General features: G+C 33.8%; 18 protein-coding genes and 1 pseudogene. 18 read left to right on the forward strand and 1 reads right to left on the reverse strand.

Annotated features, from left to right (window positions below):
* The 12 genes and pseudogenes from RR409_RS12595 to RR409_RS12650 all read left to right on the forward strand — a co-directional run.
* Nucleotides 1–765: pseudogene (locus RR409_RS12595) on the forward strand (metallophosphoesterase); the annotation flags it as partial.
* Nucleotides 766–1,426: 661 nt separating this feature from the next.
* Nucleotides 1,427–1,930 carry a hypothetical protein gene (locus tag RR409_RS12600; RefSeq protein ID WP_332558117.1) on the forward strand — a complete coding sequence of 168 codons (504 nt, stop codon included), beginning with the start codon at nucleotides 1,427–1,429 and terminating at the stop codon, nucleotides 1,928–1,930.
* A 50-nt stretch (nucleotides 1,931–1,980) separates the two neighbouring features.
* Nucleotides 1,981–3,336, forward strand: a complete 1,356-nt coding sequence (locus RR409_RS12605) for an MBOAT family O-acyltransferase (protein ID WP_336746698.1) — start codon at nucleotides 1,981–1,983, stop codon at nucleotides 3,334–3,336.
* 19 nt (nucleotides 3,337–3,355) lie between these two features.
* Nucleotides 3,356–4,459 carry a DHHW family protein gene (locus RR409_RS12610; RefSeq protein WP_332558119.1) on the forward strand — a complete coding sequence of 368 codons (1,104 nt, stop codon included), beginning with the start codon at nucleotides 3,356–3,358 and terminating at the stop codon, nucleotides 4,457–4,459.
* A gap of 291 nt (nucleotides 4,460–4,750) precedes the next feature.
* Nucleotides 4,751–8,812, forward strand: coding sequence for a discoidin domain-containing protein (locus tag RR409_RS12615; RefSeq protein WP_332558120.1), 4,062 nt, complete (start codon nucleotides 4,751–4,753; stop codon nucleotides 8,810–8,812).
* A gap of 214 nt (nucleotides 8,813–9,026) precedes the next feature.
* A complete protein-coding gene (locus tag RR409_RS12620; protein WP_332558121.1) occupies nucleotides 9,027–10,922 on the forward strand; it encodes an ABC transporter substrate-binding protein in 1,896 nt (631 codons plus the stop codon).
* A 130-nt stretch (nucleotides 10,923–11,052) separates the two neighbouring features.
* On the forward strand, nucleotides 11,053–12,054 hold the full coding sequence (locus RR409_RS12625; RefSeq protein WP_332558122.1) for an ABC transporter permease: 1,002 nt from the start codon (nucleotides 11,053–11,055) through the stop codon (nucleotides 12,052–12,054).
* 4 nt (nucleotides 12,055–12,058) lie between these two features.
* Nucleotides 12,059–12,907, forward strand: coding sequence for an ABC transporter permease (locus RR409_RS12630; RefSeq protein WP_332558123.1), 849 nt, complete (start codon nucleotides 12,059–12,061; stop codon nucleotides 12,905–12,907).
* 21 nt (nucleotides 12,908–12,928) lie between these two features.
* Entirely contained in the window at nucleotides 12,929–13,912 is a 984-nt protein-coding gene (locus RR409_RS12635; protein WP_332558124.1) for an ABC transporter ATP-binding protein, read from the forward strand.
* 1 nt (nucleotide 13,913) lies between these two features.
* A complete protein-coding gene (locus RR409_RS12640) occupies nucleotides 13,914–14,939 on the forward strand; it encodes an ABC transporter ATP-binding protein (protein ID WP_332558125.1) in 1,026 nt (341 codons plus the stop codon).
* 32 nt (nucleotides 14,940–14,971) lie between these two features.
* Nucleotides 14,972–15,163 (forward strand): hypothetical protein, encoded by a 192-nt coding sequence (locus tag RR409_RS12645; RefSeq protein ID WP_332558126.1) that lies wholly within the window; start codon nucleotides 14,972–14,974, stop codon nucleotides 15,161–15,163.
* A gap of 34 nt (nucleotides 15,164–15,197) precedes the next feature.
* On the forward strand, nucleotides 15,198–16,373 hold the full coding sequence (locus RR409_RS12650; protein WP_332558127.1) for a Gfo/Idh/MocA family oxidoreductase: 1,176 nt from the start codon (nucleotides 15,198–15,200) through the stop codon (nucleotides 16,371–16,373).
* 18 nt (nucleotides 16,374–16,391) lie between these two features.
* On the opposite strand, the gene RR409_RS12655 is transcribed toward RR409_RS12650, so the two are convergent.
* Nucleotides 16,392–17,291 carry an AraC family transcriptional regulator gene (locus tag RR409_RS12655; RefSeq protein WP_332558128.1) on the reverse strand — a complete coding sequence of 300 codons (900 nt, stop codon included), beginning with the start codon at nucleotides 17,289–17,291 and terminating at the stop codon, nucleotides 16,392–16,394.
* 212 nt (nucleotides 17,292–17,503) lie between these two features.
* On the opposite strand from RR409_RS12655, the gene RR409_RS12660 reads away from it, so the two are divergent.
* The 6 genes from RR409_RS12660 to RR409_RS12685 all read left to right on the forward strand — a co-directional run bounded on the left by RR409_RS12660 (nucleotide 17,504) and on the right by RR409_RS12685 (nucleotide 24,935).
* The gene (locus tag RR409_RS12660) at nucleotides 17,504–19,276 is read left to right on the forward strand and encodes a beta-galactosidase (RefSeq protein WP_332558129.1); all 1,773 of its coding nucleotides are present in this window, start codon (nucleotides 17,504–17,506) and stop codon (nucleotides 19,274–19,276) included.
* Nucleotides 19,263–20,444 (forward strand): Gfo/Idh/MocA family oxidoreductase, encoded by a 1,182-nt coding sequence (locus RR409_RS12665; RefSeq protein ID WP_332558130.1) that lies wholly within the window; start codon nucleotides 19,263–19,265, stop codon nucleotides 20,442–20,444. The genes RR409_RS12660 and RR409_RS12665 overlap by 14 nt, the downstream gene beginning before the upstream one ends.
* Before the next feature lie 206 nt (nucleotides 20,445–20,650).
* Nucleotides 20,651–21,667, forward strand: a complete 1,017-nt coding sequence (gene galE, locus RR409_RS12670; protein ID WP_332558131.1) for a UDP-glucose 4-epimerase GalE — start codon at nucleotides 20,651–20,653, stop codon at nucleotides 21,665–21,667.
* A 22-nt stretch (nucleotides 21,668–21,689) separates the two neighbouring features.
* Nucleotides 21,690–22,619 (forward strand): sugar phosphate nucleotidyltransferase, encoded by a 930-nt coding sequence (locus tag RR409_RS12675; RefSeq protein WP_332558132.1) that lies wholly within the window; start codon nucleotides 21,690–21,692, stop codon nucleotides 22,617–22,619.
* Nucleotides 22,612–23,718: an aminoglycoside phosphotransferase family protein gene (locus RR409_RS12680; RefSeq protein ID WP_332558133.1), complete on the forward strand. Its 1,107-nt coding sequence runs from the start codon at nucleotides 22,612–22,614 to the stop codon at nucleotides 23,716–23,718. Before RR409_RS12675 ends, RR409_RS12680 begins: the two co-directional genes overlap by 8 nt.
* A gap of 104 nt (nucleotides 23,719–23,822) precedes the next feature.
* Nucleotides 23,823–24,935, forward strand: a complete 1,113-nt coding sequence (locus RR409_RS12685) for a PfkB family carbohydrate kinase (protein WP_332558134.1) — start codon at nucleotides 23,823–23,825, stop codon at nucleotides 24,933–24,935.
* The last annotated feature ends 26 nt before the right edge of the window (nucleotides 24,936–24,961 follow it).

Genomic DNA, 24,961 nt, shown 5'->3' on the forward strand with positions numbered 1-24,961 from the left:
CTCGATACTAATCTCTACATTTATAATGATGGATTAATGCCCACAACTAATGGGAGGATAACTCAGGAAACCTTTCAGTGGATTAAAGAGTGTAGCGAACTAGCAAAGAAGAATAATGCCCAGATAGTTACTGTGATGCACCATAACTTGTTTAACCATAGTGAAGTGTTATATGAAGGATTTACTCTTGATAATAGTGAAGAAGCCTTAAAGGTCTTTGAAGATTGCGGCTTGAACCTCACTCTAAGTGGTCATATTCACATTCAGGATATAAAATCCAGTGATAATGGTTCAAATTCTATATATGATATTGTAACCAGCTCACTTATTATGTATCCAGTGCAATATGGAGTACTTAAATACTTACCATCAAAAGGCTTTGATTACAGTACATCACAGGTAGCTGTGGAAGGCTGGGCTAAAGACACAGGAATAAAGGATGAAAATCTTAATAATTTTAAGGAGTATTCAAAGAAATATTTTGCTGATGAATCCTATAATAAGGCCTATGAGGAACTATTTTTCTTAGATAGTTATTCTGAAGAGGAAATAAAGCTCATGGCTGAAACAATGAGTTTATTAAATATCAACTATTTTGGTGGTACCACAGGTGCTATTAGCGACCAAGTTATAAACTCTGAAGGTTATAACTTATGGGTGGAATCTGATGAGAACTTCTTTAAGGAATATGTACGTAGTATGATTCAAGATAGTAGTACAAATAATAATCAGTTGCAAATCCCAAAGCAGGATAGTAGGAAATAGGCTTATTTCCAAGGCTTTGAAGAATTTTAATTGAATATTGAAGTGTGTGTTATGTTCCCTCAAGCTTATTAGCTTGGGGGAGTTTTACTTTATGGGGGGATTTTTATGCAGAACTGAGGATATTTGCGTTAAGATTTAGGTTTTGATTATTGGTTATGTAGATAGTCTTCCATTTAGAACTTAAGGAAACAAAGGCAGGATATAACGGAGCATGATGTGGCTAGGCAAAAAAAGCGTTTTAGAGTCTCAAAAATCCTTAGTTTTTAGTGATGTTGCCATTTCTTTCTAGAGTATCACTACAAGTTGGTAACACAGCTGGTAGTGATAATAACAGTATATGAGGGGAAATTTAATTGGAGTTTAAATCCGGAGTAGAGCTTAATATATAGATGTAGACTCGGGAGTTATACTAACAATGTTAGATATCGATTGTATTTAAAATCAATTATCGCCACTACATAAGGATCTTAGGAAAAATATGTAAATATTCCCGAACTATTTTAGAGGCTTTTCCGTATAACATATTAATTGTCCAGTGAAAAATTAAAAATTAAATTAATGAGACAATTATGAAATTCCTAAAGTACCAATAGGATAGTTTCTTTTATCACTGGACGAAAAATAATGCAAAAAAATAGTTTATAGTAAGGAGAAAATTATCATGAAAAAGCTACTAACATTACTTATGACCCTGGTGATAGCCTTTAGCTTTACTGCCTGCAAAGAAGCAAGTGGCAGCAGCAATCAAAGCAGCAACCTTGAAATCAGTGTTGAGGAGATTTTGGACAAGATATATGAAACTGCCAAAGTAGACAATGACTTCAAGGAACATGTTAAGCCAAGGCTGAAAACTGAGCAGATAACTGCGGAAAAAATCGAATATTATCTTGGAAAAGCAGGCATTGAATTTGAAACTGCTATAGCTTCTGAGTCTATGATCACCACCAGTGCCTACTCATTGTGCCTAGTGAAGGTTAAGGAAGGTGCAGATGTTGAAAAAATAAAGAAAGATATCAAAGAAAACGTGAATCCTAGGAAGTGGATATGTGTAGGTGTTGAGCCTGAAAATGTAATGGTAGATAGCATTGGCAATGTCATATTCCTGGTTATGAGCGATGACTACGCAAAGTCGCTGCATGATGCATTCCTTACATTAAAGAAATAATTATGCTGTTTTCGAGTATTACTTTCTTATATTATTTTTTACCAGTAGTTATGGGGCTATATTTTATAGCCCCAAAAAAATTTAGAAACCATGTTCTGTTGTTGGCCAGTTTATTTTTCTATTTCTATGGAGAACCAGTTTACTCTGCTTTAATGATAATATCCATAATTTCAGGATATCTTCATGGGTTATGGATATCCAGGGCAGGAAGTGGGAAGTATGCAAAGGCACCTCTTATCTCCTCAATTATTGTCCACATTGGGCTGCTGATATATTTTAAATATATTGATTTTTTCATTAAAAATGTAAATGCAATATTTGATGCAGGGCTGCCGCTTGTAAATTTGGCACTGCCCATTGGTATCAGCTTTTACACATTCCAAATTTTATCATATACAGTTGATGTATACCGGAGGAAAGCAAAGGTTCAAAAAAGTATTTTTAGCTTTGCCACCTATGTAGCGCTTTTTCCCCAGCTCATAGCGGGGCCAATAGTGCGGTACACAACAGTTGAAGCCGAGCTTACGCAGCGTACCAATTCAATTGAGGATTTTTCCTATGGGATAAACCGCTTCATTATTGGATTGTCCAAAAAGGTGCTTTTAGCAAATACATTAGGAGAGATAGGAGTAATATTTTCCAATACAAATGAGAAAACTGTATTGTTCTATTGGATTGCAGCGGTGGCATTTGCGCTACAGATTTACTTTGACTTTTCAGGCTACAGTGATATGGCAATAGGATTGGGGCGGATTTTTGGGTTTCATTTTCTTGAAAACTTTAACTACCCCTATATTTCTAAAAATATTACCGAGTTTTGGAAAAGATGGCACATGTCCCTGGGGACCTGGTTTAGGGATTATGTATATATCCCAATGGGCGGAAACCATGTAAGCAGGTTGAAGTGGGTCCGCAACATAGCTGTTGTATGGGTTCTTACAGGCTTCTGGCATGGTGCACAGTGGAACTTTATTGTGTGGGGATTATATTTTGCCATATTTTTGATTCTAGAAAAATATTTTCTGAAAAAGCTTTTGGACAGGCTTCCTCCTGCATTAGGCCATATGTATATGTTATTTTTTATCATAGTTAGTTTTGTATTGTTCAATGCAAACGGTATGGGTGCGGCAGTGGAGAATTTGAAAGGTATGTTTGGAATGCTTGATGTGCCTCTCTGGGGGGCTGAAAGCCTTTATTATTTAAAAAGCTATGGGTTTGTTTTAATAATCGCATGTATTGGTTCCACCCCTGCAGCAGTAAAAATAAAACAAAAGCTAGCAGCATATGAAATAGGAAGGCGTACATTGAACATTATGGAACCTGTGGCACATATAGCATTACTGCTGCTAATAACAGGTTATCTAGTTGATGGCTCCTTTAACCCATTTTTATATTTCCGTTTTTAAGGAGCAGGGAGGCCTAGGAATGAAGAACAACGTTAAAAATATAGCTGTCACCGTATGCTTTATAATGATAACCTGTGGTTTTATGCTGACCAATATCATAATGCAGGATGCAGAATTCTCATATAGTGAGAGGCGCAGGCTGGCAGGGAATCCACCTTATTCTTTTGAGAAGCTCATAAGTGGAGATCTGTTTGAAGAATACGAGAATTATTTCCTTGATCAGTTTGTTTTTCGAGACTCATTCAGGAGTTTAAAAGCACTGACAAGCCGTTACCTGTTTAAGCAAAAAGACAATAATGGTTTATATATGGTGGATGAGAGCATCTATAAGATGGAATATCCATTGAATGAAAAAGCCATAATGAATGCAGCCAAAAAGCTTAATGAAGTTTACAGTAAATATCTCACGGGTAAGAATGTAAGTTATGCCATAATACCAGATAAGAATTACTTTACTGCATCACAAAACGGTTATCTAACAATGGATTATAACAGAATCCTGGAGATTATGAATGAAAATGTCTATAACATGAATTATATAGATTTGTTTAGCACAATGGATATAAAAGACTTTTACAAAACCGATATCCATTGGAGTCAGGATAAAATAATAGATATAGCTCATAAGATTCTAAAAGAGATGGGCAATGATGTCTTGGCCTCTGATTATCAATATGAGGAGAAAAGACTATACCCTTTTTACGGATCATATTATGGACAGGCAGCCCTTAACCTGGACCCAGATACCATGGTGTATCTAACCAATAGCATAATAGAGAATGCAGTTGTTTCTGATCCTATTCACAAGGAATACAGCAAAGTGTACATGATAGATAAGTTCCGGGACATAGACTCATATAATCTTTTCCTTTCTGGTGCCAAATCAGTTATTTCTGTTACCAATCCAGCTTGTGACAAGGATAAAGAGTTAATAATATTCAGGGACTCCTTTGGAAGCAGTATTGCACCGTTATTGATAGGAGAATACTCTAAAACAACCCTTGTTGACCTACGTTATATAGGTACAGATATATTGGGAGACTATGTTGATTTCTCCGAGGCCCAGGATATTCTGTTCCTATACAATACTCAAATTCTTAATAATAGTTATATGCTGAAATAATATTACCAAAGCTGTTATTGAGTAATCTACCTTGAATTTTTTTAGGCCATCATTTTTTTATACTTTGATAAATATATTAATTTAGTCCATCTAATTAAATAATAAGCCTAAATTGTTAAATACCTCCATCCATATAAAAAGTAAAATATTATTACACACTTAATTAAAACAAAAGATTTATCACGCAGGTAAAATATAGGCTATATAAATATTAATGGCTAAGTAGAGTAAATCAAAAAACTGTTTTAGTTGAATTAGTATAAGAAAATATTATTTGGGAGGGGTATTAAAATGGAAGCAGGTAATTTCAACTCAGAGGAGGATATATTATTTAAGGAAGAACGTAAATTTACAGCTGTGGGTTATATTAAGCATATAAAACAAGAAGAAAATAGAATTTTAATAGAATGTGAAAGTTGTAGCGTGAAAGTAATATTTTACAAGCCTGACATGGTGAGAATATGGATGGACCCTAAGAAAGAATTTAGGGATTTCACTGGAGAAATTATGTTAGCAAAGAAGGACTTTGAAATTCCAGAGATTAAAATCATAGATAAGGATTCTTATTATAAAATTCAAAGCAATAAATGTGTTATTCGAGCATATAAAAATTCTTTGAAATTTGCTATGTATGATTTTAGAGATATTACTTGTATATGGGAGGAAGAACTCCCATTACAGTATTCGGAAAAAATTACAACACAAACTCTTAAAACCAAAGAAGATGAATATTTTTATGGTGGTGGAGTACAAAATGGCTATTTCTCTCATAAAAATAAAAAGATATATATTGAGAATTTAATTTCTCACTGGAATGACGGTTCTGTATCTAATCCAGTACCTTTTTATATGAGCACAGCTGGTTATGGTGCCTTTAGAAACACTTTTAAACCTGGAGTTTATAAATTTACTGCTACAACTACAACCACTCATCATGATAGTAGCTTTGATTGTTTTTACTTTTATGGACCTTCATTGAAAGGAATAATTAACGGATATACTGAACTTACAGGAAAACCATCCCTAATTCCAAGATGGGGCTTTGGTCTTGGAGATGCAGATTGTTATAACACAAGTAATACAACTTATACTGGAACCCATGACAAGCCAAATAAAAGTACAACTTTAGAGGGATTAAATATTGCAAAGACTTATAGAGGTAAGGATATGCCTGGTTCTTGGATACTACCTAATGATGGGTATGGCTGTGGATATACCAATTTAGATCTTTTGGTGAAAGAGGCTTGGAATAAGTATGGTTTTAGAGTTGGATTATGGACTGAAAATGGAGTTGAAAAAATAGCTGAAGAAGTTGGCAATTTAGGAAGCAGGCTGTGTAAACTAGATGTGGCTTGGGTAGGTCCAGGATATGAATTTGCTCTTAATGCAGCAAAAACTGCCTATGAAGGTATAGAAAATAATACGGTTATAACTGATGATAAGGGAACTTATAGTGAAAGGGGATATGTTTGGTCGGTGTGCGGCTGGGCTGGCACCCAAAGATATTCTACAGTATGGTCTGGAGATCAAAGTGGTAACTTTGAATATATCAGATTTCATATTCCTACTTATATTGGTGCTGGATTATCGGGGATGCCTTATATTGGAAGTGATGTAGATGGTATTTTCGGAGGTTCTGCAAAAACACAGGTTAGAGACCTTCAGTGGAAGACCTTTACCCCAATACTAATCAATATGTCTGGTTGGTCAGAAAGGGATAAACAACCTTGGGTTTGGGGTGAGCCTTATACCAGTATAAATAGGAAGTATTTAAAGTTAAGGCAGAGATTAACTCCATATTTGTACTCTTATGGAAATGAGGCTTATGAAACCGGAGCACCAATTGTTAGAGGAATGGTATGGGAATTTCCTAAGGATAACTTTGCTAAAACAAAGAATACTCAATATCAGTTCATGTGTGGAAAATGGTTTCTTGTAGCTCCAGTATATGAGGATAAAGAAGTTAGAGATGATATTTACTTACCTCAAGGGAGGTGGATAGATTACTGGTCAGGAAAACAGTATGAAGGTGGAAGGGTTATAAATAACTATAGTGCTCATTTAGATACTCTTCCTTTATTGGTAAGAGCAGGAGCAATAATACCTATGTATCCAGAAAGTTTATATGATGGTGAGGTTCAAACTAATGAACAAAATCCACTGACAATAGAAGTGTACCCTAGTGGGATCACAAGTTTTAACTTGTATGAAGATGATGGACACACTACTCTTCACAGACAGGGTAGTTTCTCAAAAACTTTAATAACATCAAAAGAAGAAGACGGCAGAGCATCAATTACCGTAAATTCTTCATCAGGAACTTATTACGGGATGCCTTTTGCAAGAAAGTATGAATTTATTATTCATACAACTATAGATCCAGAAAAAGTGATTTTTAACTGTGGTGAAGCTACAGGAGAACTTAATAAAGTAAGATCCAAAGAGGAGTGGGAAAGTACTAAATGTTGCTGTTGGTATTTTGAACCAAATGAAAAAAAAGGAGTACTTTATGTCAAAACAAAGGCAGTACCACTACACAATAACTTTGACATACTTTTAAGTAGGTTTAGTAGAGAATTAGTTATAGATAAAAATAAAAGTCTTGAGATTCCTAATGTGCCCAAGAATTTAAGAATAACAGAAGCTGAAGATACTAGCTTAAGGCTTCAGTGGGAAGAGGAGGCAAACGTCTCTTATTATGAAGTAAAAGCTGACGGAATAATATATTCCTATCTTGAAAATGAGCTAATTCATAATGGTTTAGATTTTGTATCTATCCATAACTATAAGGTAAGAACAGTAAATGAAGTTGGCACCAGTCAGTGGAGTGAAGAGATAGTAGGGATTACTTTACAGGATAAAATGGAGAACTCCATACAAACTAATGAGCTATCAGCCTATGCAACAAGCTCTATTGGAGGAAAACACGAAGCCTTAAAGGCTGTAGACGGTGAGAAGAGCTCTCAATGGATTTCAAATTATCACATAGAAAAATTGCCTCAAACAATCACAATAGATATGGCAAAACTCTATTTTATAGAAAAAGTTATTTACCACCCTAGAGAAGAAAATAGCAGAGCTGTAATAACAAAATATAATTTTTATATAAGTGAGGATGGAAGAAGGTTTAATAAAATAATAAGTGAAGGAACATGGAAAGATGACGGTAAGCCTAAGACTATTATTTTTGAACCTAAAAAAATTAAAAGTATTAGAATTGAAGCTCTTGAATCTTCAACTCCTGAGTTTCCAGGTGCCTCTGCAGCAGAGATAAATATCTTTAAATCTTCAGGTTCTATTGGAGAAGTATTAGCAGATTTTACAGGTGATGGGAAAGTAGATTTTGCAGATTTGAATTTTGTCCTTCAATATTATGGAGCTAAAGAGGGGGATAATGATTGGGCTTATGTTGCTAAGGCGGATATTGATAAAGATGGCAAGATAGGCATATATGATATAGCTTATGTTGCAAGTTTAATCTCTCCACCCTGTAAGCCAACATATGAAAATTTAGCAAAAGGAGCTTTAAAGCTTGAAGTTATGAAAGAAGAAGTAGTACCAGGAGAAGAATTAACTATTAATGTAATAGGAGAAGAGGTTACAGACCTATATGCCTTTGAAAGTATTATTAATTTAGATAGGGAAAAGTATGAATTAATAGGGGTTGAACCTGCCCAGTCACTTAAAGAAATGACTTCTGCTGTGAAGGAAAAGGATGGAAAGATATTAATTTCCTTTACCAATGTTGGTGGCTTTGCAGGAGTAAGTGGAACAGGGGTACTTGCTAGGATAAAACTAAGGGCAAAGCTACAGGGAAAAGTTAGATTTGTTCAGGAATCTGCTTTAATAGTTGGATCAAATCTTGATATAGTGGATGCGGTATGTAATGAGGTTACAAAATATAATGAGTCCATTTTTGAAGTAGAAATACCTCGAAATCAATTATCAGCCACTGCAACTTCTGAGCAAGAAGAAATAGGTGATGGAAGTGCTGAAAGCATATTTGATGGAGAAAATTATACTTGCTGGCATACTCCATGGGATAAAAGTGCATTATTACCACAAAGCATAATAGTTGATTTGGGCGGAAAATTTCATGTTAGTAAGTTACGATGTACCCCAAGGCCTAAGGGAGCTAATGGAGTAATCACTTCCTATACAATTTTTGCTACTGATAGTGATAATGAAGAAATCATGGTAGCAGAAGGAAACTGGGTTGATGATGGAAAAGAAAAGTATATAACCATTAAGAATCCAACAAAGACAACCAAAGTTAGAATTCAAGCCAATGAAGGTAATGGTGGGTATGCATCCATGGTAGGGATAAATATTTACGGATTAATTATAGAATAAAACTAAATTAAACCCTTATTAATAAAGGCTTCTGAAAATGATTATTATGCATTTTCAGAAGCCTTTTATGTTTAAAGATTCTGGGGTGAATTACGACCAATTAACCAAAATTTGTGACGGAATTGTTAAATACATGAAAATTCAGATAAAGTAAAATAAACATAGGGGGGATTTTAAATTAAAATCCAATATGAGGTAGGGGGGTATAAGTATAATGAAATTTGGAAAGACATTGTCCACTATATTAACATTAGTACTATCGGTATCATTGCTAGCTGGCTGCACTGATAAAGACAAAACTACTAAGGTGAACACTACTAAAACTAATGAAAAAAGACAGTTCACCGAAGCAACTGTAAACACAGAAAAAGTTATGAATATGTCTGGATGGTGGTCAAAGCCACCAGCATTTAATGGTAACTTTTTCAATGGGGATGGAAGCAATGTTTCGCAGTATTTTGTTTATGAAAGATTATGGACAATTGTTCGTGTAGGAACAGGAAACACATATATGCAGTTGGGTGACAAGGTAGAGCACACAGAAGATAAAACTACAGTTACTCTTAAAAAAGATGTAAAATGGCATGATGGACAGCCCTTTACAAGTAAAGATATTTGGGCATATTACAATATTAAAAAAGTGGATGTTACTAAATACGTAACTAGTATTGAAACCCCAGATGATTACACTATAGTATTTAACTGGACTAAGCCCGCAGTTTTTGAAGAAATGAGAATGAAGCTTATTGCTAAGGATTTATCAGGTACTGTGCCATATCACATTTATAAAGAATATGTAGATAAAGCAGCAGAGATATACAAGTCAGGAACTATAAACACAGATACAAATAAGAGACTAAACTTTAATATAGTTCTAAATGAAGAACAAACTAAAGCTTTTAATGATAACTATAATGCCTTTGTTAATTCAGGACCTGCTAAACCAATAGGTACAGGGCCATATAAATTTGAAAGTGTTGATGATAATAACTTAGTAGTAACAAAAAACAAGGATTACTATGGAGCAGACAAAGTTTTCTTTGAAAAGATTAAATTTGCTATGACACCTGGAGATCTTTCACAATATTATGCAATGCTTAGAAATGGAGACTTCGATATAGACAATGGAACACCACCAAGGGATATAATTGAATCTACATTAGGTGCTAACCCAGATTTAGTGCATTATAAAATGTTTGACATGGCAAGTTATGGAGTTATGTTTAACATAAGAAAGGCTCCATTTGACAATCTTAAATTCCGTCAAGCTATGGCTTATATCTTAGATAAGGGTAAAGTTAGAGAAGTTGGAAACTACTATGGAAAAGAATTTAATGAAATTTCTGCAATAGGTTTTCCACCATCAATAATGAAGACCTCATTGATTTCAGATATGAAGCTTACTAATTACACTAAAAACGAGGAAAAAGCCGCTGCACTTTTAAAAGAAATAGGATGGACTAAAGGCAATGATGGCATATGGGCTGATGCAAGTGGTAAGAAATCAGACTTTATAATAGCTTCTGATGCTGGCTTTGATGTTACCTTAAACTCTGCTCAAGTGGTGGCAGAACAACTTACTAAGTTTGGAATAAACACCAAGGTTAAAGCAGTAGATGGTTCTGTTTTCCACACAAATGCAAAGGCTGGAGAATATGACATGACTTGTTATTTAATGGATATGTGTTGGTCTATGAACGAAGCTTGGGATGGGCTTAAAAATGCTTATGTTGGCTTAAAAGATTACGTTGGAATACCAAATAATCTTAAAGCAAAGGGATATGATGGTAGTGATGTTGATGTTTATTCTTTAATTGATAAGTATCCTTTCACTCAAGATAAAGAAGAAAGAAAGAAAGCAATAAGCAACTTGGCTTATGTTTATAACGAAAATGTTTATGCAGTAAACTTATTCCAAACATCTTATGGAGTATTTATCAACATGAAAAATGTAGATGGTAATTTCCCTAATGGAGATTTAATTGAAAAATATAATAGAAATATGCCGCTATTCACAGATGACATTGAAGTAAATGACAGAATTATAGAACTTAATTATGAGTTCCAAATTAATAAAAACTGGACAAGTGGAGATTTCTGGCCAAGATAATTCGCTACTTCCTATATTAAAAGGCATAGGCTCAAACTTAATGTTAAAAGTAGCCTATGCTTTTTGCCTAAAATATTGCAAAGGGAAAATAGTGAAAATATTATAGTGAAAATTAAGGAGGTGTTAGCAAATGTCCTTAAGAGGTTTAATTAAAAGATTAGGAGTTTCAATTATAACTTTATTTTCATCAATGGTTTTGACATTTTTTATGCTTAGATTAACTCCTGGTAATGCTTTCGATAAATGGGCTCAAGATTTAGCTAGAAAACAGGGGATAACTTACGAGGACGCCCGTAACTTAGTAGCTGCCATGTCTAACTATAATCCAGATGAGGCATTACTTAGCCAATTTTTCAGATATGTGAACGGTATACTTCATGGGAATTTTGGAAGTTCTATGTACAATCAAACTATGACAGTTCAAAGCATATTGGAAAAGGCCTTACCATGGACGGTATTTATACTTACAGTAGCTCTGCTTCTAAGTTTTGTAATTGGTGTAAACCTTGGAATTATAATGGCTTGGAAGAGAAAGAGCATAGTAAACCCAATAATATCTATTTACGCTATTATTACAAATTCAATACCTAACTTTCTTGTGGCTATACTTTTGATAATAATATTTTCATTTAAGCTTAAATGGTTTCCTATGAGGGGGGCCTATGACTCGGCTGTGGCTACTCCGGGTTTTAATATTAAATTCATGTTAGATGTACTTCACCACGCAGCCCTTCCTATAGCAACTTATGTAATAACTACCTTAGGTGGGTGGGCACTTAGTATGAAAGGTAGTGCAGTAAGTGTACTTGGAGAAGATTATATTAATGCTGCTTGGATTAGAGGAGTGCCAGAGGATAGGATTATGAAGTATTATGTAAAGAAAAATGCAATGCTTCCACTTATAACCTCTCTAGCAATAAGCTTTGGATTTATGATAGGTGGTTCTGCTCTTATAGAAAGTCAATTTAACTATCCTGGACTAGGTTTTTATATGTCCGAAGCCACAGTTAAAAGAGATTATAGCATAATGCAAGGATTGCTTTTTGTAACTAGCTTTACAGTTATAGTGGCTAACTTTATAGCTGATATTATATATGCCAAGCTAGACCCTAGAGTAAAACTGGAGGATTGATGATATGTATTCGATTAAATCATTTTTAAGGGTTATATGTAGAAACAAACAAGCTCTTATAGGGTTAATACTTCTAGTAATGTTTGCAATCATGGCAATTTGGGGTGTGTTTGTTAAAGTGGACATGACTGTTCAATATGAACAAAGATATGCTGCTCCATCCTTTCAACATATATTAGGTACAGATTATGCAGGACGTGATACTTTCCTGCAATTGGTTAAGGGTTCTACAGATGTACTTACTATAGGTATGTATGCTGGAATTATAACCCTTGTAATTGGATTTGTTATAGGTGCTGCGGCTGGCTTTGCAGGAGGATGGGTAGATGTAATCCTAACTTTTTTTACAGATTTATTTTTAACAGTACCGACTTTTCCTTTGATGATGCTTCTTGCCACTACTTTTAACATAACTAATAATATCGCATTTTCTATGGTACTTAGTGTGTTTTCTTGGTCTGGACTCGCAAGATCCATTAGGGCTCAAATACTTTCTTTAAAGGAAAGAGAGTTTATTGTTGTATGTAGAGCCATGGGACTGAAAATGCCTTATATTATTTTTAAGGAAATAATGCCAAATATAACTTCATACCTTGCTATAAACTTTATTATGATAGTTCAAGGTGCTATTGTAGCTAGTGTTGGATTAATGCTTTTAGGTTTATCTCCATATTCACCAACTAATTGGGGGATGATGCTGAATTTGGCTATCAAAAATACAGGGGGGATTTTTAATCCAAAGGGGTATTACTATCTTCTATCACCTATGCTTTGTTTAGCGTTATTCCAAATGGCTTGCATATTCTTCTCAAGTGGATTAGATGAAGCTCTTAATCCAAGACTTCGCTCATAATAACAAAGGGAGGAAGAATTTATGACAGATAATTTAATTGAAGTAAGAAATTTAACTATAGAATTTCCTTTAAGAAATGGAACCTTACGTGCAGTAAATAATGTGAATTTTGATATACCAAAGGGAAAAATAACTGCCTTAGTGGGGGAAAGTGGAAGTGGTAAATCTACTATGGCAATGGCTCTTTTAAAGGTGGTTTCCTCCCCAGGATTAATTAAAAATGGCAGTGTGTTTTTCAAAGGAAATGATGTGCTTAAGTTTAATAAAAATGAACTTATAAATTATAAATGGGCAAATGTGTCCATGGTATTTCAAGCAGCACAAAATGCTCTAAATCCAGTTATGCTTATTAAGGATCAAATTATTGAAACAGCAAAGGCTCATAATAAGGATATGAGGGAATCAGAGATTCTTAAAAAGGCTACAGAATTAATGGAATTTGTAAGGCTAGAGCCAGATAGAGTTTTAAATGCATATCCTCATGAGCTTTCTGGCGGTATGAAACAAAGGGTTATGATTGCCTTTAGTCTTTTACTAGATCCTGACCTAGTTATATTAGATGAGCCAACCACTGCACTAGACGTTATAACACAAGATTATATTTTTGATATATTAATTCAAATTCATAAAAAGCTGAATATTACAATGCTGCTACTTACTCATGATATTGGAGTAGTGGCGAAAGTTGCTGATAGAATAGGGGTTATGTATGCAGGAAATGTGGTAGAAGTAGGAGATGTATTTACTATACTAAAAAATCCCTCACATCCATATACTGCTAATCTTATTAACGCTGCTCCATCATTAATTGATGATTTTAAAAGTAAAAAAGCAATAGTAGGTTCACCACCTGACTTATTTAACATACCAAAGGGATGTTCATTTATGCCAAGATGTGAATTTGCAAAAGGTTTATGTGAAGAAAGTAAGCCAAGTTATACTCAAATAGCTGAAGGACATATAGCAGCTTGTCACTTTTTAAAAGAGTATAAGGAGGTAGAGTAAAATGGAAAAGAAAACTCCAGTACTAAGTTTAAAAAATATAGATATTACCTTTACTAAGAGAAAAGATCTGTTTTCAAAACCTATGGAAGCTAAGGTGGTAGCTGATGTGAGTTTGGATATAAATCCTGGGGAGATAGTTGCTCTAGTTGGTGAAAGCGGCTGTGGAAAAACCACCATAGGAAAAGTGGTTGCTGGACTCTTAAAACCTACCAAGGGACAAGTACTATTTAATGGAATAGACATAACCAAAATGAACAAAAAACAGTATGAAAAGTTTAGAAATGGAGTGCAAATTGTTCAGCAAGATTCTTATGCAGCACTTAATCCTGCAAGAACAATTTATCAATCTCTTGCAGATCCACTTATCCAAAAAAAGATAGCAAAAAATCATAAGGAAGCTAGGGAAAAAATATTTGAGCTTCTAAAAATTGTTGAACTTAATCCACCTGAGCAATTTATTGAGAAATACCCTCATCAGCTTTCAGGAGGGCAAAGGCAAAGGATTCTTATGGCAAGAGCAATATCTCTCAGCCCTAAACTAATTGTTGCAGATGAGCCAATATCAATGATAGATGTATCTTTAAGAATTGCTATATTAAAGCTTATGGCAAACTTGAATCAGACTCTAGGCATTGCTTTTGTGTATATAACTCACGATTTAGCAACAGCAAGATATATTGCTCAACAGGGAAGAATTGCTGTTATGTATCTTGGGAAGCTAGTTGAATTAGGTGATGTTAATAAGGTAATAGAGGAACCAAAACATCCGTACCTTCAAGCTCTGCTTAGTGCTGTACCCATTCCAGATCCTGTTATTGCAAGACTTGAAAGAAAGCTACCATTGAAGAGTTTGGATATGCCCAGTATTATGAACCCACCTAGTGGGTGTAGATTTAATCCTAGATGCATTTATGCAACAGAACTATGTGAGAGTAAAGAGCCAATGTTAGAAAGTTATGGACATGAATTGGTTGCCTGCCACAACTTAGGGAGTATTCCAATATGGAAATTACCACATAAAAATTAGGTGTAAGAATTTAGAAAAGAGATGTGAAATCAATGAAAGATGATATTTTGAGAACTATAATGAGTTTATCAGTGACCCTTTTACTATTTTCTTTTATAGGGATTTTCTACGCAGCACAAGGAACTGCAGAATATGTGGTATCGATTTTTGCTGCAGTTATAAATTTATCAATAATATCTGTTGTAGTAGTTATGCTTGTTAAAAAAAGAAAAAACAATGCGTAATAGTAATTTGCAAAACTGTGTGGGGAGGATAAAAATGAAAAGATTTAAAATTGGTGTTATAGGAACTGGAATGAGAACTATGTTTCTTATTAATGAAGTACTAAAGAGAGAGGAACTAGAGGTAGTAGCTGTATGTGATATAAACAAGGAAAGTCTTGATATGGTTACAGAGAATTATAAGATAAACTGGACAGCGTATGATAACTATAAAGACTTATTAGCCCATGAAGATATAGAAGGAGTTATAATAGCTAGCCCTGATTATTGCCATGAAGAACAAGCAATTGCTGCTTTTGAGGCTGGAAAGCATGTATTTCTTGAAAAGCCAATAGCAATTTCTATAGAAGGAGCTAAAAAAGTTCTTAAAAAAAGAGATGAATCAGGAAAGACACTTTTAATAGGGTTTGTTTTAAGATACAACAAACTATATAAGAAAATGAAAGAAATTATAGATAGTGGTGTTATTGGAGAAGTTAAGACAGGTTGGATACTTCACTCAGTAGGAGCAGGAAGTGACTGGTATTTCCATGATTGGCATGGACTAATGGAGAATACAGGAGGGCTACTTCTTCAAAAGGGAAGCCATGATTTTGACATTATTAATTGGGTGGTGGACTCAAAGATTAAGAAAATTGCAGCTATGGGAAGCAGGGACTTTTTTAAAGGAGATAAACCAAATGACTTAGTGTGCGAAAAGTGTGATGAAAGAAGTAGCTGCACTGAAGCTATTAAAGAGCACAGGATAGCATGGAAAACTGCAAATGGAAACAATGCAGACATATTATATAACAGGTGGAGAAATCAATGTGTTTATAGACAAGAAGTTGATGTGTTAGATAATCATCAAGTTTTATTGGAATACGAAAATGGAATTAAAGTAACTTACTTAGAATGCCATTATACTCCTGACGATAATAGAGAATATATTTTTATTGGAACAAAAGGAAAAATAAAGTTAGATGATGCCAATGACACAATAACTGTTCAATTAAGAAATGGAATGTATGATAGGAAAGAAGAAATTGTCTATAAAAATCTCCAGTCTTCAGAAGGCCATGGAGGTGGAGATAAATATATTCTTGATGATTTTATTTATGCTCTAAAAACTGGTAAGCAACCAAATGCAGGGGGAGAAGCAGGGTATTACGCTATTGAAGCAGGTCTTTTAGCCCATGAAGCCATAAGAGAGGAAAAAATTATTCAGGTGTAACTTAAAAGGCCAACCCAATTAAAGGTTGGCCTTTGCTTTTACAGAAATAGCATATTCAGATGGTGACATGGTTGTAGCTTCTTTAAAGGAACGAGAAAATGTGTGTACTGATTTATATCCCAGCATATAAGCAATTTGAGTAAAATTATGCTGCTGTTGCCTAATAAGAGTTTTTGCCTCATCAATCTTAAGATTTTTAAAGTAGGTCATAGCACCAAGGTTTGTCTTATTTTTAAATAAAGTCTTTAGGTAGGTTTTCCCTAAAGAAAAATGGTTACAGATATCTTCAAAGGTTAAATCAGAGGCTATATTTTCATGCATATATTCAATAATATTATCCACTAAGCCCTTTTCCATTTTGGCTAAAGTACTTTCATTTAGCCTTTTAGAGGAGTGGTCAAGACTACCTTTTCTTGTTAATTTAATTAATAACATTTCAAGATATATTTTGATTAATTGCTCAGCTCCAAAGAGAGAGTTTTGTTGTTTTTGTAGTTTATTATGGCAAACTAAGGCATTACTATAAGCCTCTTGAGCCTCTTTTATGATTTCAGCTATTAAATTTTTTTCTGAAGATTCAATCTGCATAATTTTATTTGAAAAAAACTCCATAGCAGGATCTTCGCATTCAAAACTCATAATCATAAGGTTAGGTGCTACTTTGCCATTGGCCCATTCACTATGGAACTCATTGGGTTTGTGAAAAATAATATCTCCTTGAGTAAGTTTATATCCTTTAGTATCGGCCATTACTTCAACTTCGCCTTTGTCAACATACAAAAATTCCCAAAAATCATGTTTTTCTCCTCTGAAAATATAGTCTGATGCAAATTCGAAATAATGTATAGTTACAATTTTATTTATATTAATTACAGGATTTATGGGTGTTTTATAATATTCCTCTGCAAAATCACTCATATGTATATCACCCCCAATTAATATATTAACTGGAAATTACATAGGTTGTCTATAAAAAAATGAAATTATTCAGATTTTAATAAAGAGAAATAATTTAAAACTATAGAAAAGGAGGAGATTATAAGCTTTGTAAAATAGTATTAAGAGAAAATTTTCTTTTAGGGTCATGGATAAAAGTGAGAAGAAGAGAAGTAATTATTTAGGAGGATGTTATGTTTAAATTTGAAATCGTAAATGGTAAGTTTCTTTATAATGATAGTGAAGTGAGAATTATCTCTGGAAGTATTCATTACTTTAGAGTGGTACCAGAATATTGGAGAGATAGACTAGAAAAACTCAAAAATTGTGGGTTTAATACCGTAGAGACATATATACCATGGAATTTACATGAGCCAAAAGAAGATAAATATAATTTTCAGGGCATAGCAGATGTTGAGAAGTTTATAAAGCTAGCTCAGGATTTAGGTCTTTTTGTTATAGTTAGGCCATCACCTTATATATGTGCGGAATGGGAATTTGGGGGATTGCCAGCTTGGCTTCTTAAGGATAGAAATATGAGATTAAGGTGTGCATATAAACCATTTCTAGATAGGGTAGACAAATATTATGATGTGTTATTAAAGAGATTAAAACCTTTGTTGTGTACAAAGGGTGGTCCAATTATTGCTATGCAAATAGAAAATGAATATGGAAGTTATGGTAACGACAAAGACTATCTAAACTATATTAAAGATGGGTTAATAAAAAGAGGGATAGATGTACTACTATTTACTTCAGATGGACCTGGTGATTTGATGCTTCAAGGGGGAACTCTACCAGCGATTTATAAAACTGCAAATTTTGGTTCAAGAACTGAGGAAGCTTTTAATAAGTTAAGGGAATATGAAAAAGAAGGTCCGTTGATGTGCATGGAATTTTGGAATGGCTGGTTTGACCATTGGGGAAAACACCACCACACAACAGATAAGCAGGTGGTAGTTAAAACTTTTGAAGACATGCTTGAAGCAGGGGGATCAGTAAATTTCTACATGTTCCATGGAGGAACTAACTTTGGTTTTTATAATGGAGCCAATCATTCAGAGGTATATATACCTACTGTAACAAGCTATGATTACGATTGTTTATTGACTGAGGACGGAGAACCTACTGAAAAGTACTATGTTGTTCAGGAGTTAATCAAGAAATATCATACTTTTAACCAAATTAAGCTTTCTACAGAGATCAAAAGGAAAGCTTATGGAGAAGTTGATCTTACTAAGGAAACATCTCTTTTTAGTACTCTTAAAAATATATCTAAACCAATTTATTCTCCATATGTTCAAACCATGGAGGAATGTGGACAGGATTATGGCTTTATATTATATAGAACAGAGGTTAAAGGTCCCAGAAAAAACTGCACCATGACTTTAATAGATATGCATGATAGGGCTCAGATATTTGTAAACAAGCAGTATAAAGGAAATATATATAGAAACGATGAGTATAAGAAAATTATTTTAAACTTTGAGGATGAGGTTAACACTCTTGATATTTTAGTAGAGAATATGGGCAGGGTAAATTACGGACCATATCTTAAAGATTTCAAAGGAATAGGCGAAAATGTAAGGTTAGATTATCAGTTTCATTATGGCTGGGAGATATATCCTATACCATTAAATAATTTAGAAAATATAGTTTTTAATGATGAATTTAAAAATCAAGATAATGGAATACCAAAGTTTTACAAAGGGATTTTTAACATAGAAGAAGTTGGAGATACCTTTGCTAGGTTAGAAGGATTAACAAAGGGTGTTATGTTTATTAATGGATACAACTTAGGAAGATATTGGAATATTGGACCACAAATGACCTTATACGTACCTGGTCCCATACTTAAAGAAGGGGAAAATGAAGTTTTAATTTTTGAGTTATATGAAGCAGAAAAGCCAGTAATCAAGTTTTTAGATAAGCCAATTTTGGGGGGGAATATAAATGACAAAATTTAAAATAGGAATTATTGGAGCGGGAATGAGAGCAATGTTTCTCATGAATGAAATTCTTGAAAGAGAGGAACTTCAGGTTGTTGCCTTATCAGATGTTAGTGAACATAGCATGAATCAACTAAGCAGTAAGTATGAAAAGCAATGGGATAAATATACAAATTATAATGATTTGCTTTCTAGGCAAGACATAGAAGGAGTTGTTATATTAAGTCCTGACTATGTTCATGAAGAGCAAGCAGTTGCAGCTTTTCAAGCAGGAAAACACGTATTTTTAGAAAAACCTATAGCCATAACTCTTGAGGGAGGAAAAAGGGTAATAGAGGCAAGGGATAAAAGCGGTAAAATTCTCCTTGTTGGTTTTGTTCTACGATACAATAAGGCTTACAGAAAAATGAAGGAATTAATTGATTCAGACATAATTGGGGAGGTAAAAACAGGATGGGTACTCCATTCTGTGGGATCTGGAAGTGATTGGTATTTTCATGATTGGCATGGAAGGATAGAAAACACAGGCGGATTACTTCTGCAAAAGGGGAGTCATGACCTTGATATGATAAATTGGATAGTCGCTTCAAAGATAAAAAGAATTGCTGCCTTAGGGAGCCAAGACTTTTTCGGTGGAGACAAATCAAATCACCTTGTTTGCCAAAAGTGTGAAGATAAAAATAATTGTAGTGAAGCTATAGTAGAAAGAAATATAAGCTTTAAAATACCAGATGGAAAGAGTGCTGAGGTGATTTATAATCAGTGGAGAAATCAGTGTGTTTATAGAAAAGAAGTGGATGTATTAGATAATCACCTTATGTTATTACACTATGAAAATGGGATTAAAGTAAGTTACATGGAATGTCATTACACCCCAGAGGATAATAGAGAATATGTATTTATTGGTACTAAAGGTAAGCTAAAACTTGATGATGCAAAGGATTTAATTACGGTTCAGTTAAGACATAACATGTATGATAAGGAAGAAAAAATATCATTTGAAAACCTCCAGATGTCAGAGGGTCATGGTGGTGGAGATAAACATATTATTGATGACTTTATCTATGGATTAAAAACAGGAAAGCAACCCAAAGTTGGTGGTGAGGCTGGACTTGAAGCTATTGAAATAGGCATAGCTGCCCATGAAGCTATAGTATTTGGTAAGGACAAGCATTTTATTAATTAAAAAACATAGAATACAAAAAGAAATAGATGAATTACCATAGATACTAACTCTTATATATGTCTTTTTAGATAAATTAAAAGTCCATTTTGATAAATATTAAAAACCCTTTGAAAGTTATAATTTTAATATAGGCAAATGAAATGAGTTAAAATAATAGAACTTATTATTACTAGTAGTTAAGTTTTAATGAGGTTGGGGGGCATAGAATGAAGATATTAGTAACTGGTGGAGCTGGTTATGTTGGAAGTCATACTTGCGTAGAACTTTTAGAAGCAGGTTATGAAGTATTGGTGGTAGATAATCTTGTAAATAGTAGTGAAGAAGCTTTGAAAAGGGTTATGGATATAACCCATAAGGACATAAAATTTTACGAAATAGATTTAAGGGACAAAAAATCTTTAGAAGAAGTTTTTATGGAAAATAAGATAGATGCAGTAATGCACTTCGCAGGATTAAAGGCTGTAGGGGAATCCGTTGAGCTTCCAATTAGATACTATCATAACAATCTTCTTAGTACTCTAATCCTGTGTGAAGTTATGCAAAATTTCAAGGTGAAAAATTTAGTTTTCAGCTCTTCTGCAACAGTTTATGGTAATCCATGTACAGTACCAATTACTGAGGAATTTCCTCTTAGTTGCACAAACCCTTATGGAAGAACTAAGTTATTTATTGAAGAAATTTTAAGGGATTTATATGTGTCTGATAATAGTTTTAATATTGCTATTCTTAGGTACTTCAATCCAGTAGGAGCTCATGAAAGTGGGGAAATTGGAGAAGATCCTAATGGAATTCCTAACAACTTAGTGCCTTTTATTTCACAAGTAGCTATAGGAAAGCTTAGGGAACTTAAAGTTTTTGGCAATGACTATCAAACTCCTGATGGCACTGGAATAAGAGACTATATTCATGTGGTGGACTTAGCTCAAGGACACATTAGAGCCCTAGAGAAATTAGTTGAAAGCCCAGGGGTTGTAACTTATAATCTTGGAACTGGAAAAGGTTACAGTGTTTTAGAAATGGTTCATGCTTTTCAATTAGCTTCAGGAAAAAAAATTCCCTATAAAATAGTTGGAAGAAGGCCAGGAGATATTTCACAGTGCTATGCAAACACAGCAAAAGCTGAAAAAGAACTTGGTTTTAAGGTTAAAAGGACAATTCACCATATGTGCGCAGATTCTTGGCGCTGGCAATGTGCTAATCCAAATGGTTATGGAGATAGTTAAGGGTTAAAGGGGGAATACTGATATGATAAAACCAACATTGGTGGTGATGGCTGCGGGAATGGGAAGTAGATTTGGTGGATTAAAGCAAATTACTCCTGTTGGTCCTAATGAGGAAGTTATAATTGACTATTCAATTTATGATGCCATAAAAGCTGGATTTGGGAAGGTTGTATTTATAATAAAAGAAGAAATGTTAGAGAGTTTTAAGAATAGTATAGGAAAAAGAGTTGAAGGCTTAGTAGAAACGGTTTATGTATTTCAAAGGTTAGATATGCTTCCAACGGGTTATAGCGTACCTCAGGAAAGAAGTAAGCCTTGGGGTACAGCTCATGCAATAATGTGTTGTAAGAGTTATGTAAACACACCTTTTTTAGTAATTAACGCAGATGACTTTTATGGGGCTACTACTTATACTCTCATTCACGATTATCTGGTAAGTTTAAAGGATGATAAAGAGTTTTACCAATATGCTATGGTAGGTTTTAAACTAGGGAATACTCTTTCAGACAATGGTCATGTTGCTAGAGGAGTATGTGAAGTTGATGGTTTAGGATATTTAAGAGGCATTAAAGAAAGAACTGAAATTAGAAAGTTTCAGAAGATCGTAAAGTATCGTGAAGATGAGGAAAATTGGGTTAGTATTCCAGAGAGTAGCATAGTTTCAATGAATACTTGGGGACTTACACCTAGTATATTTGATGAATTAGAAAAGAAGTTTTTAATTTTTTTAGAAAAAAAACAGGATGAAATCTTAAGTGCAGAATATTTTTTGCCTACTGTAATTGATAGTTTAATCCATGAAAATAAAGCAAAGGTAAGAGTCCTTAAATCTGAAGAGAAATGGTATGGTGTTACTTATAAAGAAGATAGGGAGATTATAAGCACAGCAATTTTAAAATTCATTGCTAAGGGCATATATCCAGTAAATTTATGGGGGAAGCAAAATGAATAATAATTACAACTTTGAAGAAATAGTAAGTCATTTTAATTATGAAGGTGAATTGATTCATGTAGAGCCTTATGGTTTTGGACATATAAATGATACCTTTGCAGTAACTTTTAATAAGTCTGAGGGGTATGATGTTAGATATATTTTACAAAGATTAAACACAAGGATTTTTAAAGAACCTGAAAAACTTATGGAAAATATAGAAAACGTAACAAGTTTTCTAAAAAGTAAAATTAACGCTTTGGGAGGAAACCCAAATCGAGAAACATTGAATTTAATATACACAGTTGATCATAAACCCTTTTACTATAGTCCATCAGGAGATTACTGGAGAAGTTACTTATTTATTGAAGGAGCGCAAACTTATCAGGTAGTTGAAAACTTCCAACATTTTTACAATGCAGGAAAGGCTTTAGGAAACTTTGAACAATTACTAGCTGATTTCCCAGCAGAAAAGCTACATGAAACAATCCCTAACTTTCATAATACCAAAGCTAGATATGAAGGATTTTTGATGGCCTTAGCTGAGGATAAAATGAATAGAGCTAAGGATATAAAAAAGGAAATAGAGTTTGTATTGGAAAGAGGTAAGGAAACCAATGTTTTGGTAGAGCTTTTAGATGAAGGAAAGTTACCACTTAGGGTTACCCATAATGATACAAAATTTAATAATGTTATGATAGACAATAAAACAGGAGAGGGAATTTGTGTAATAGATTTAGATACCATAATGCCAGGATTATCTCTTTATGACTTTGGGGATTCTATTCGTTCTGGAGCTAATCCAGCAGAGGAAGATGAGAGGGATTTATCTAAGGTATCAATGGATTTACAGCTGTTTGAACATTTTACTCGTGGATTTTTAGAAGGTACTAAACACTCACTAATGGATACTGAAATAGAGTATTTACCTTTTGCTGCTAAGCTCATGACCCTTGAATGTGGTATTAGGTTTTTAAGCGATTACTTAAATGGTGATATTTACTTTAAAATTCATAGAGAAAATCACAATTTAGATAGAGCAAGAACTCAATTTAAAATGGTAGTAGATATGGAAGAGAAATTTAGTGAAATGAAAGCAATTATAGAGAGGTATAGCTGATTAACTAAGATGTAGGGCATAAGTAAGCTCAAGAAAATTTTCAAGAGTAAGAAATCTGAAAAATTAAAAAGGAAACGAAACCATGATAAAGAGGGGATTTTGCTATGAAGGATAGAAAAGAAGTTATCGGATTTTTAGAAGATAAAAAGAAAAGTATAAACTCTAAGAAAGTCACTATAGGCATTGACTCAGCTATAGATAAAGTAGTTAGGGTCGTTCGCAGCAAATCAAGGAATAATGAAAAAGAATTTTTTCCAAATATTTCACAGTTTGGGGAGCATATTATCTCCAAAAGTGGAATGAGCTGTGGTTTAGAGTTAAGTGAAAGGTTTCTTAAACTGGGGGGTAATGCTCCTATTACGAGTAATGCCCTCGGGAATTTAGGTGTAAAGGTTAATTGTGTTAGCCCCCTTGGAATTCCAGAGATTAACCCTGTATTTAAGAACTTGTCTTCTAATTGCGATCTTTATAGCATAGGTGAGCCTGCATACACTACAGCTATGGAGTTTGAGGATGGTAAGGTACTACTTGCTCAAGTAGAAGGTCTTGATAAGGTAGATTGGGAGCAAATAAAGAATATTTTAGGACTAGAAAAGTTAAAAAGTTTCTTTGAAGAAAGTGGATTAATAGGACTAGTGAACTGGAGTTGTATGATTAATTTCAATAACATACTTGAAGGACTCCTAAGAGAAATTCTTCGTAAAAGTAAGATTAGCAAAGAGCAGATAGTATTCTTCGATTTTGCAGACTTTTCTAAGAGAGAAAGAAAAGAGGTTTGTAGAGCTACTGAGCTTATTGGCCAATTTAATAACTATTATAAAGTGGTTTTAGGCTTGAATGAAAATGAAGCTCTTTTAATGTTTAAGTCCTTATTTCATGACACAACCCCAGAAGATTTGTTAATTACAGGACGAAGAATATTTGAACGCTTAAATATAGATTCAATAGTGATACACACTTTAACAACTTCTATAGCTTGTGATAAGAATAGTGTAGTTCAAATACCAAGTCTTTATGTTAGACAACCTAAACTTTCTACTGGTGGTGGTGATAATTTCAATGCTGGGTTATGTTTTGGCTTACTTCTTGGTTTAGATTTAGAAAGTTCTTTATATATTGCAAATGCTACTTCGGGGTATTATGTAAGAAATGCAGAAAGCCCAACTTTTGAAAACCTAATTGAAACCTTGAAAAACTGGGATAGATTAATGGAATAATAGAAAAAATAATTAGAAATATATTT

The sequence above is a fragment of the Clostridium sp. genome, assembly GCF_036642255.1.
GTDB lineage: Bacteria > Bacillota > Clostridia > Clostridiales > Clostridiaceae > Clostridium_J.

Excerpts from the sequence above, each read along its gene's own strand:
- galE (WP_332558131.1), top strand. The coding sequence starts at position 20,651 with ATGAAGATATTAGTAACTGGTGGAGCTGGTTATGTTGGAAGTCATACT.
- RR409_RS12605 (WP_336746698.1), top strand. The coding sequence starts at position 1,981 with ATGGGGCTATATTTTATAGCCCCAAAAAAATTTAGAAACCATGTTCTG.
- RR409_RS12660 (WP_332558129.1), top strand. The coding sequence starts at position 17,504 with ATGTTTAAATTTGAAATCGTAAATGGTAAGTTTCTTTATAATGATAGT.
- RR409_RS12600 (WP_332558117.1), top strand. The coding sequence starts at position 1,427 with ATGAAAAAGCTACTAACATTACTTATGACCCTGGTGATAGCCTTTAGC.
- RR409_RS12635 (WP_332558124.1), top strand. The coding sequence starts at position 12,929 with ATGACAGATAATTTAATTGAAGTAAGAAATTTAACTATAGAATTTCCT.
- RR409_RS12645 (WP_332558126.1), top strand. The coding sequence starts at position 14,972 with ATGAAAGATGATATTTTGAGAACTATAATGAGTTTATCAGTGACCCTT.
- RR409_RS12655 (WP_332558128.1), bottom strand. The coding sequence starts at position 17,291 with ATGAGTGATTTTGCAGAGGAATATTATAAAACACCCATAAATCCTGTA.
- RR409_RS12650 (WP_332558127.1), top strand. The coding sequence starts at position 15,198 with ATGAAAAGATTTAAAATTGGTGTTATAGGAACTGGAATGAGAACTATG.
- RR409_RS12680 (WP_332558133.1), top strand. The coding sequence starts at position 22,612 with ATGAATAATAATTACAACTTTGAAGAAATAGTAAGTCATTTTAATTAT.
- RR409_RS12620 (WP_332558121.1), top strand. The coding sequence starts at position 9,027 with ATGAAATTTGGAAAGACATTGTCCACTATATTAACATTAGTACTATCG.
- RR409_RS12665 (WP_332558130.1), top strand. The coding sequence starts at position 19,263 with ATGACAAAATTTAAAATAGGAATTATTGGAGCGGGAATGAGAGCAATG.
- RR409_RS12630 (WP_332558123.1), top strand. The coding sequence starts at position 12,059 with ATGTATTCGATTAAATCATTTTTAAGGGTTATATGTAGAAACAAACAA.
- RR409_RS12625 (WP_332558122.1), top strand. The coding sequence starts at position 11,053 with ATGTCCTTAAGAGGTTTAATTAAAAGATTAGGAGTTTCAATTATAACT.
- RR409_RS12640 (WP_332558125.1), top strand. The coding sequence starts at position 13,914 with ATGGAAAAGAAAACTCCAGTACTAAGTTTAAAAAATATAGATATTACC.
- RR409_RS12610 (WP_332558119.1), top strand. The coding sequence starts at position 3,356 with ATGAAGAACAACGTTAAAAATATAGCTGTCACCGTATGCTTTATAATG.
- RR409_RS12685 (WP_332558134.1), top strand. The coding sequence starts at position 23,823 with ATGAAGGATAGAAAAGAAGTTATCGGATTTTTAGAAGATAAAAAGAAA.
- RR409_RS12675 (WP_332558132.1), top strand. The coding sequence starts at position 21,690 with ATGATAAAACCAACATTGGTGGTGATGGCTGCGGGAATGGGAAGTAGA.
- RR409_RS12615 (WP_332558120.1), top strand. The coding sequence starts at position 4,751 with ATGGAAGCAGGTAATTTCAACTCAGAGGAGGATATATTATTTAAGGAA.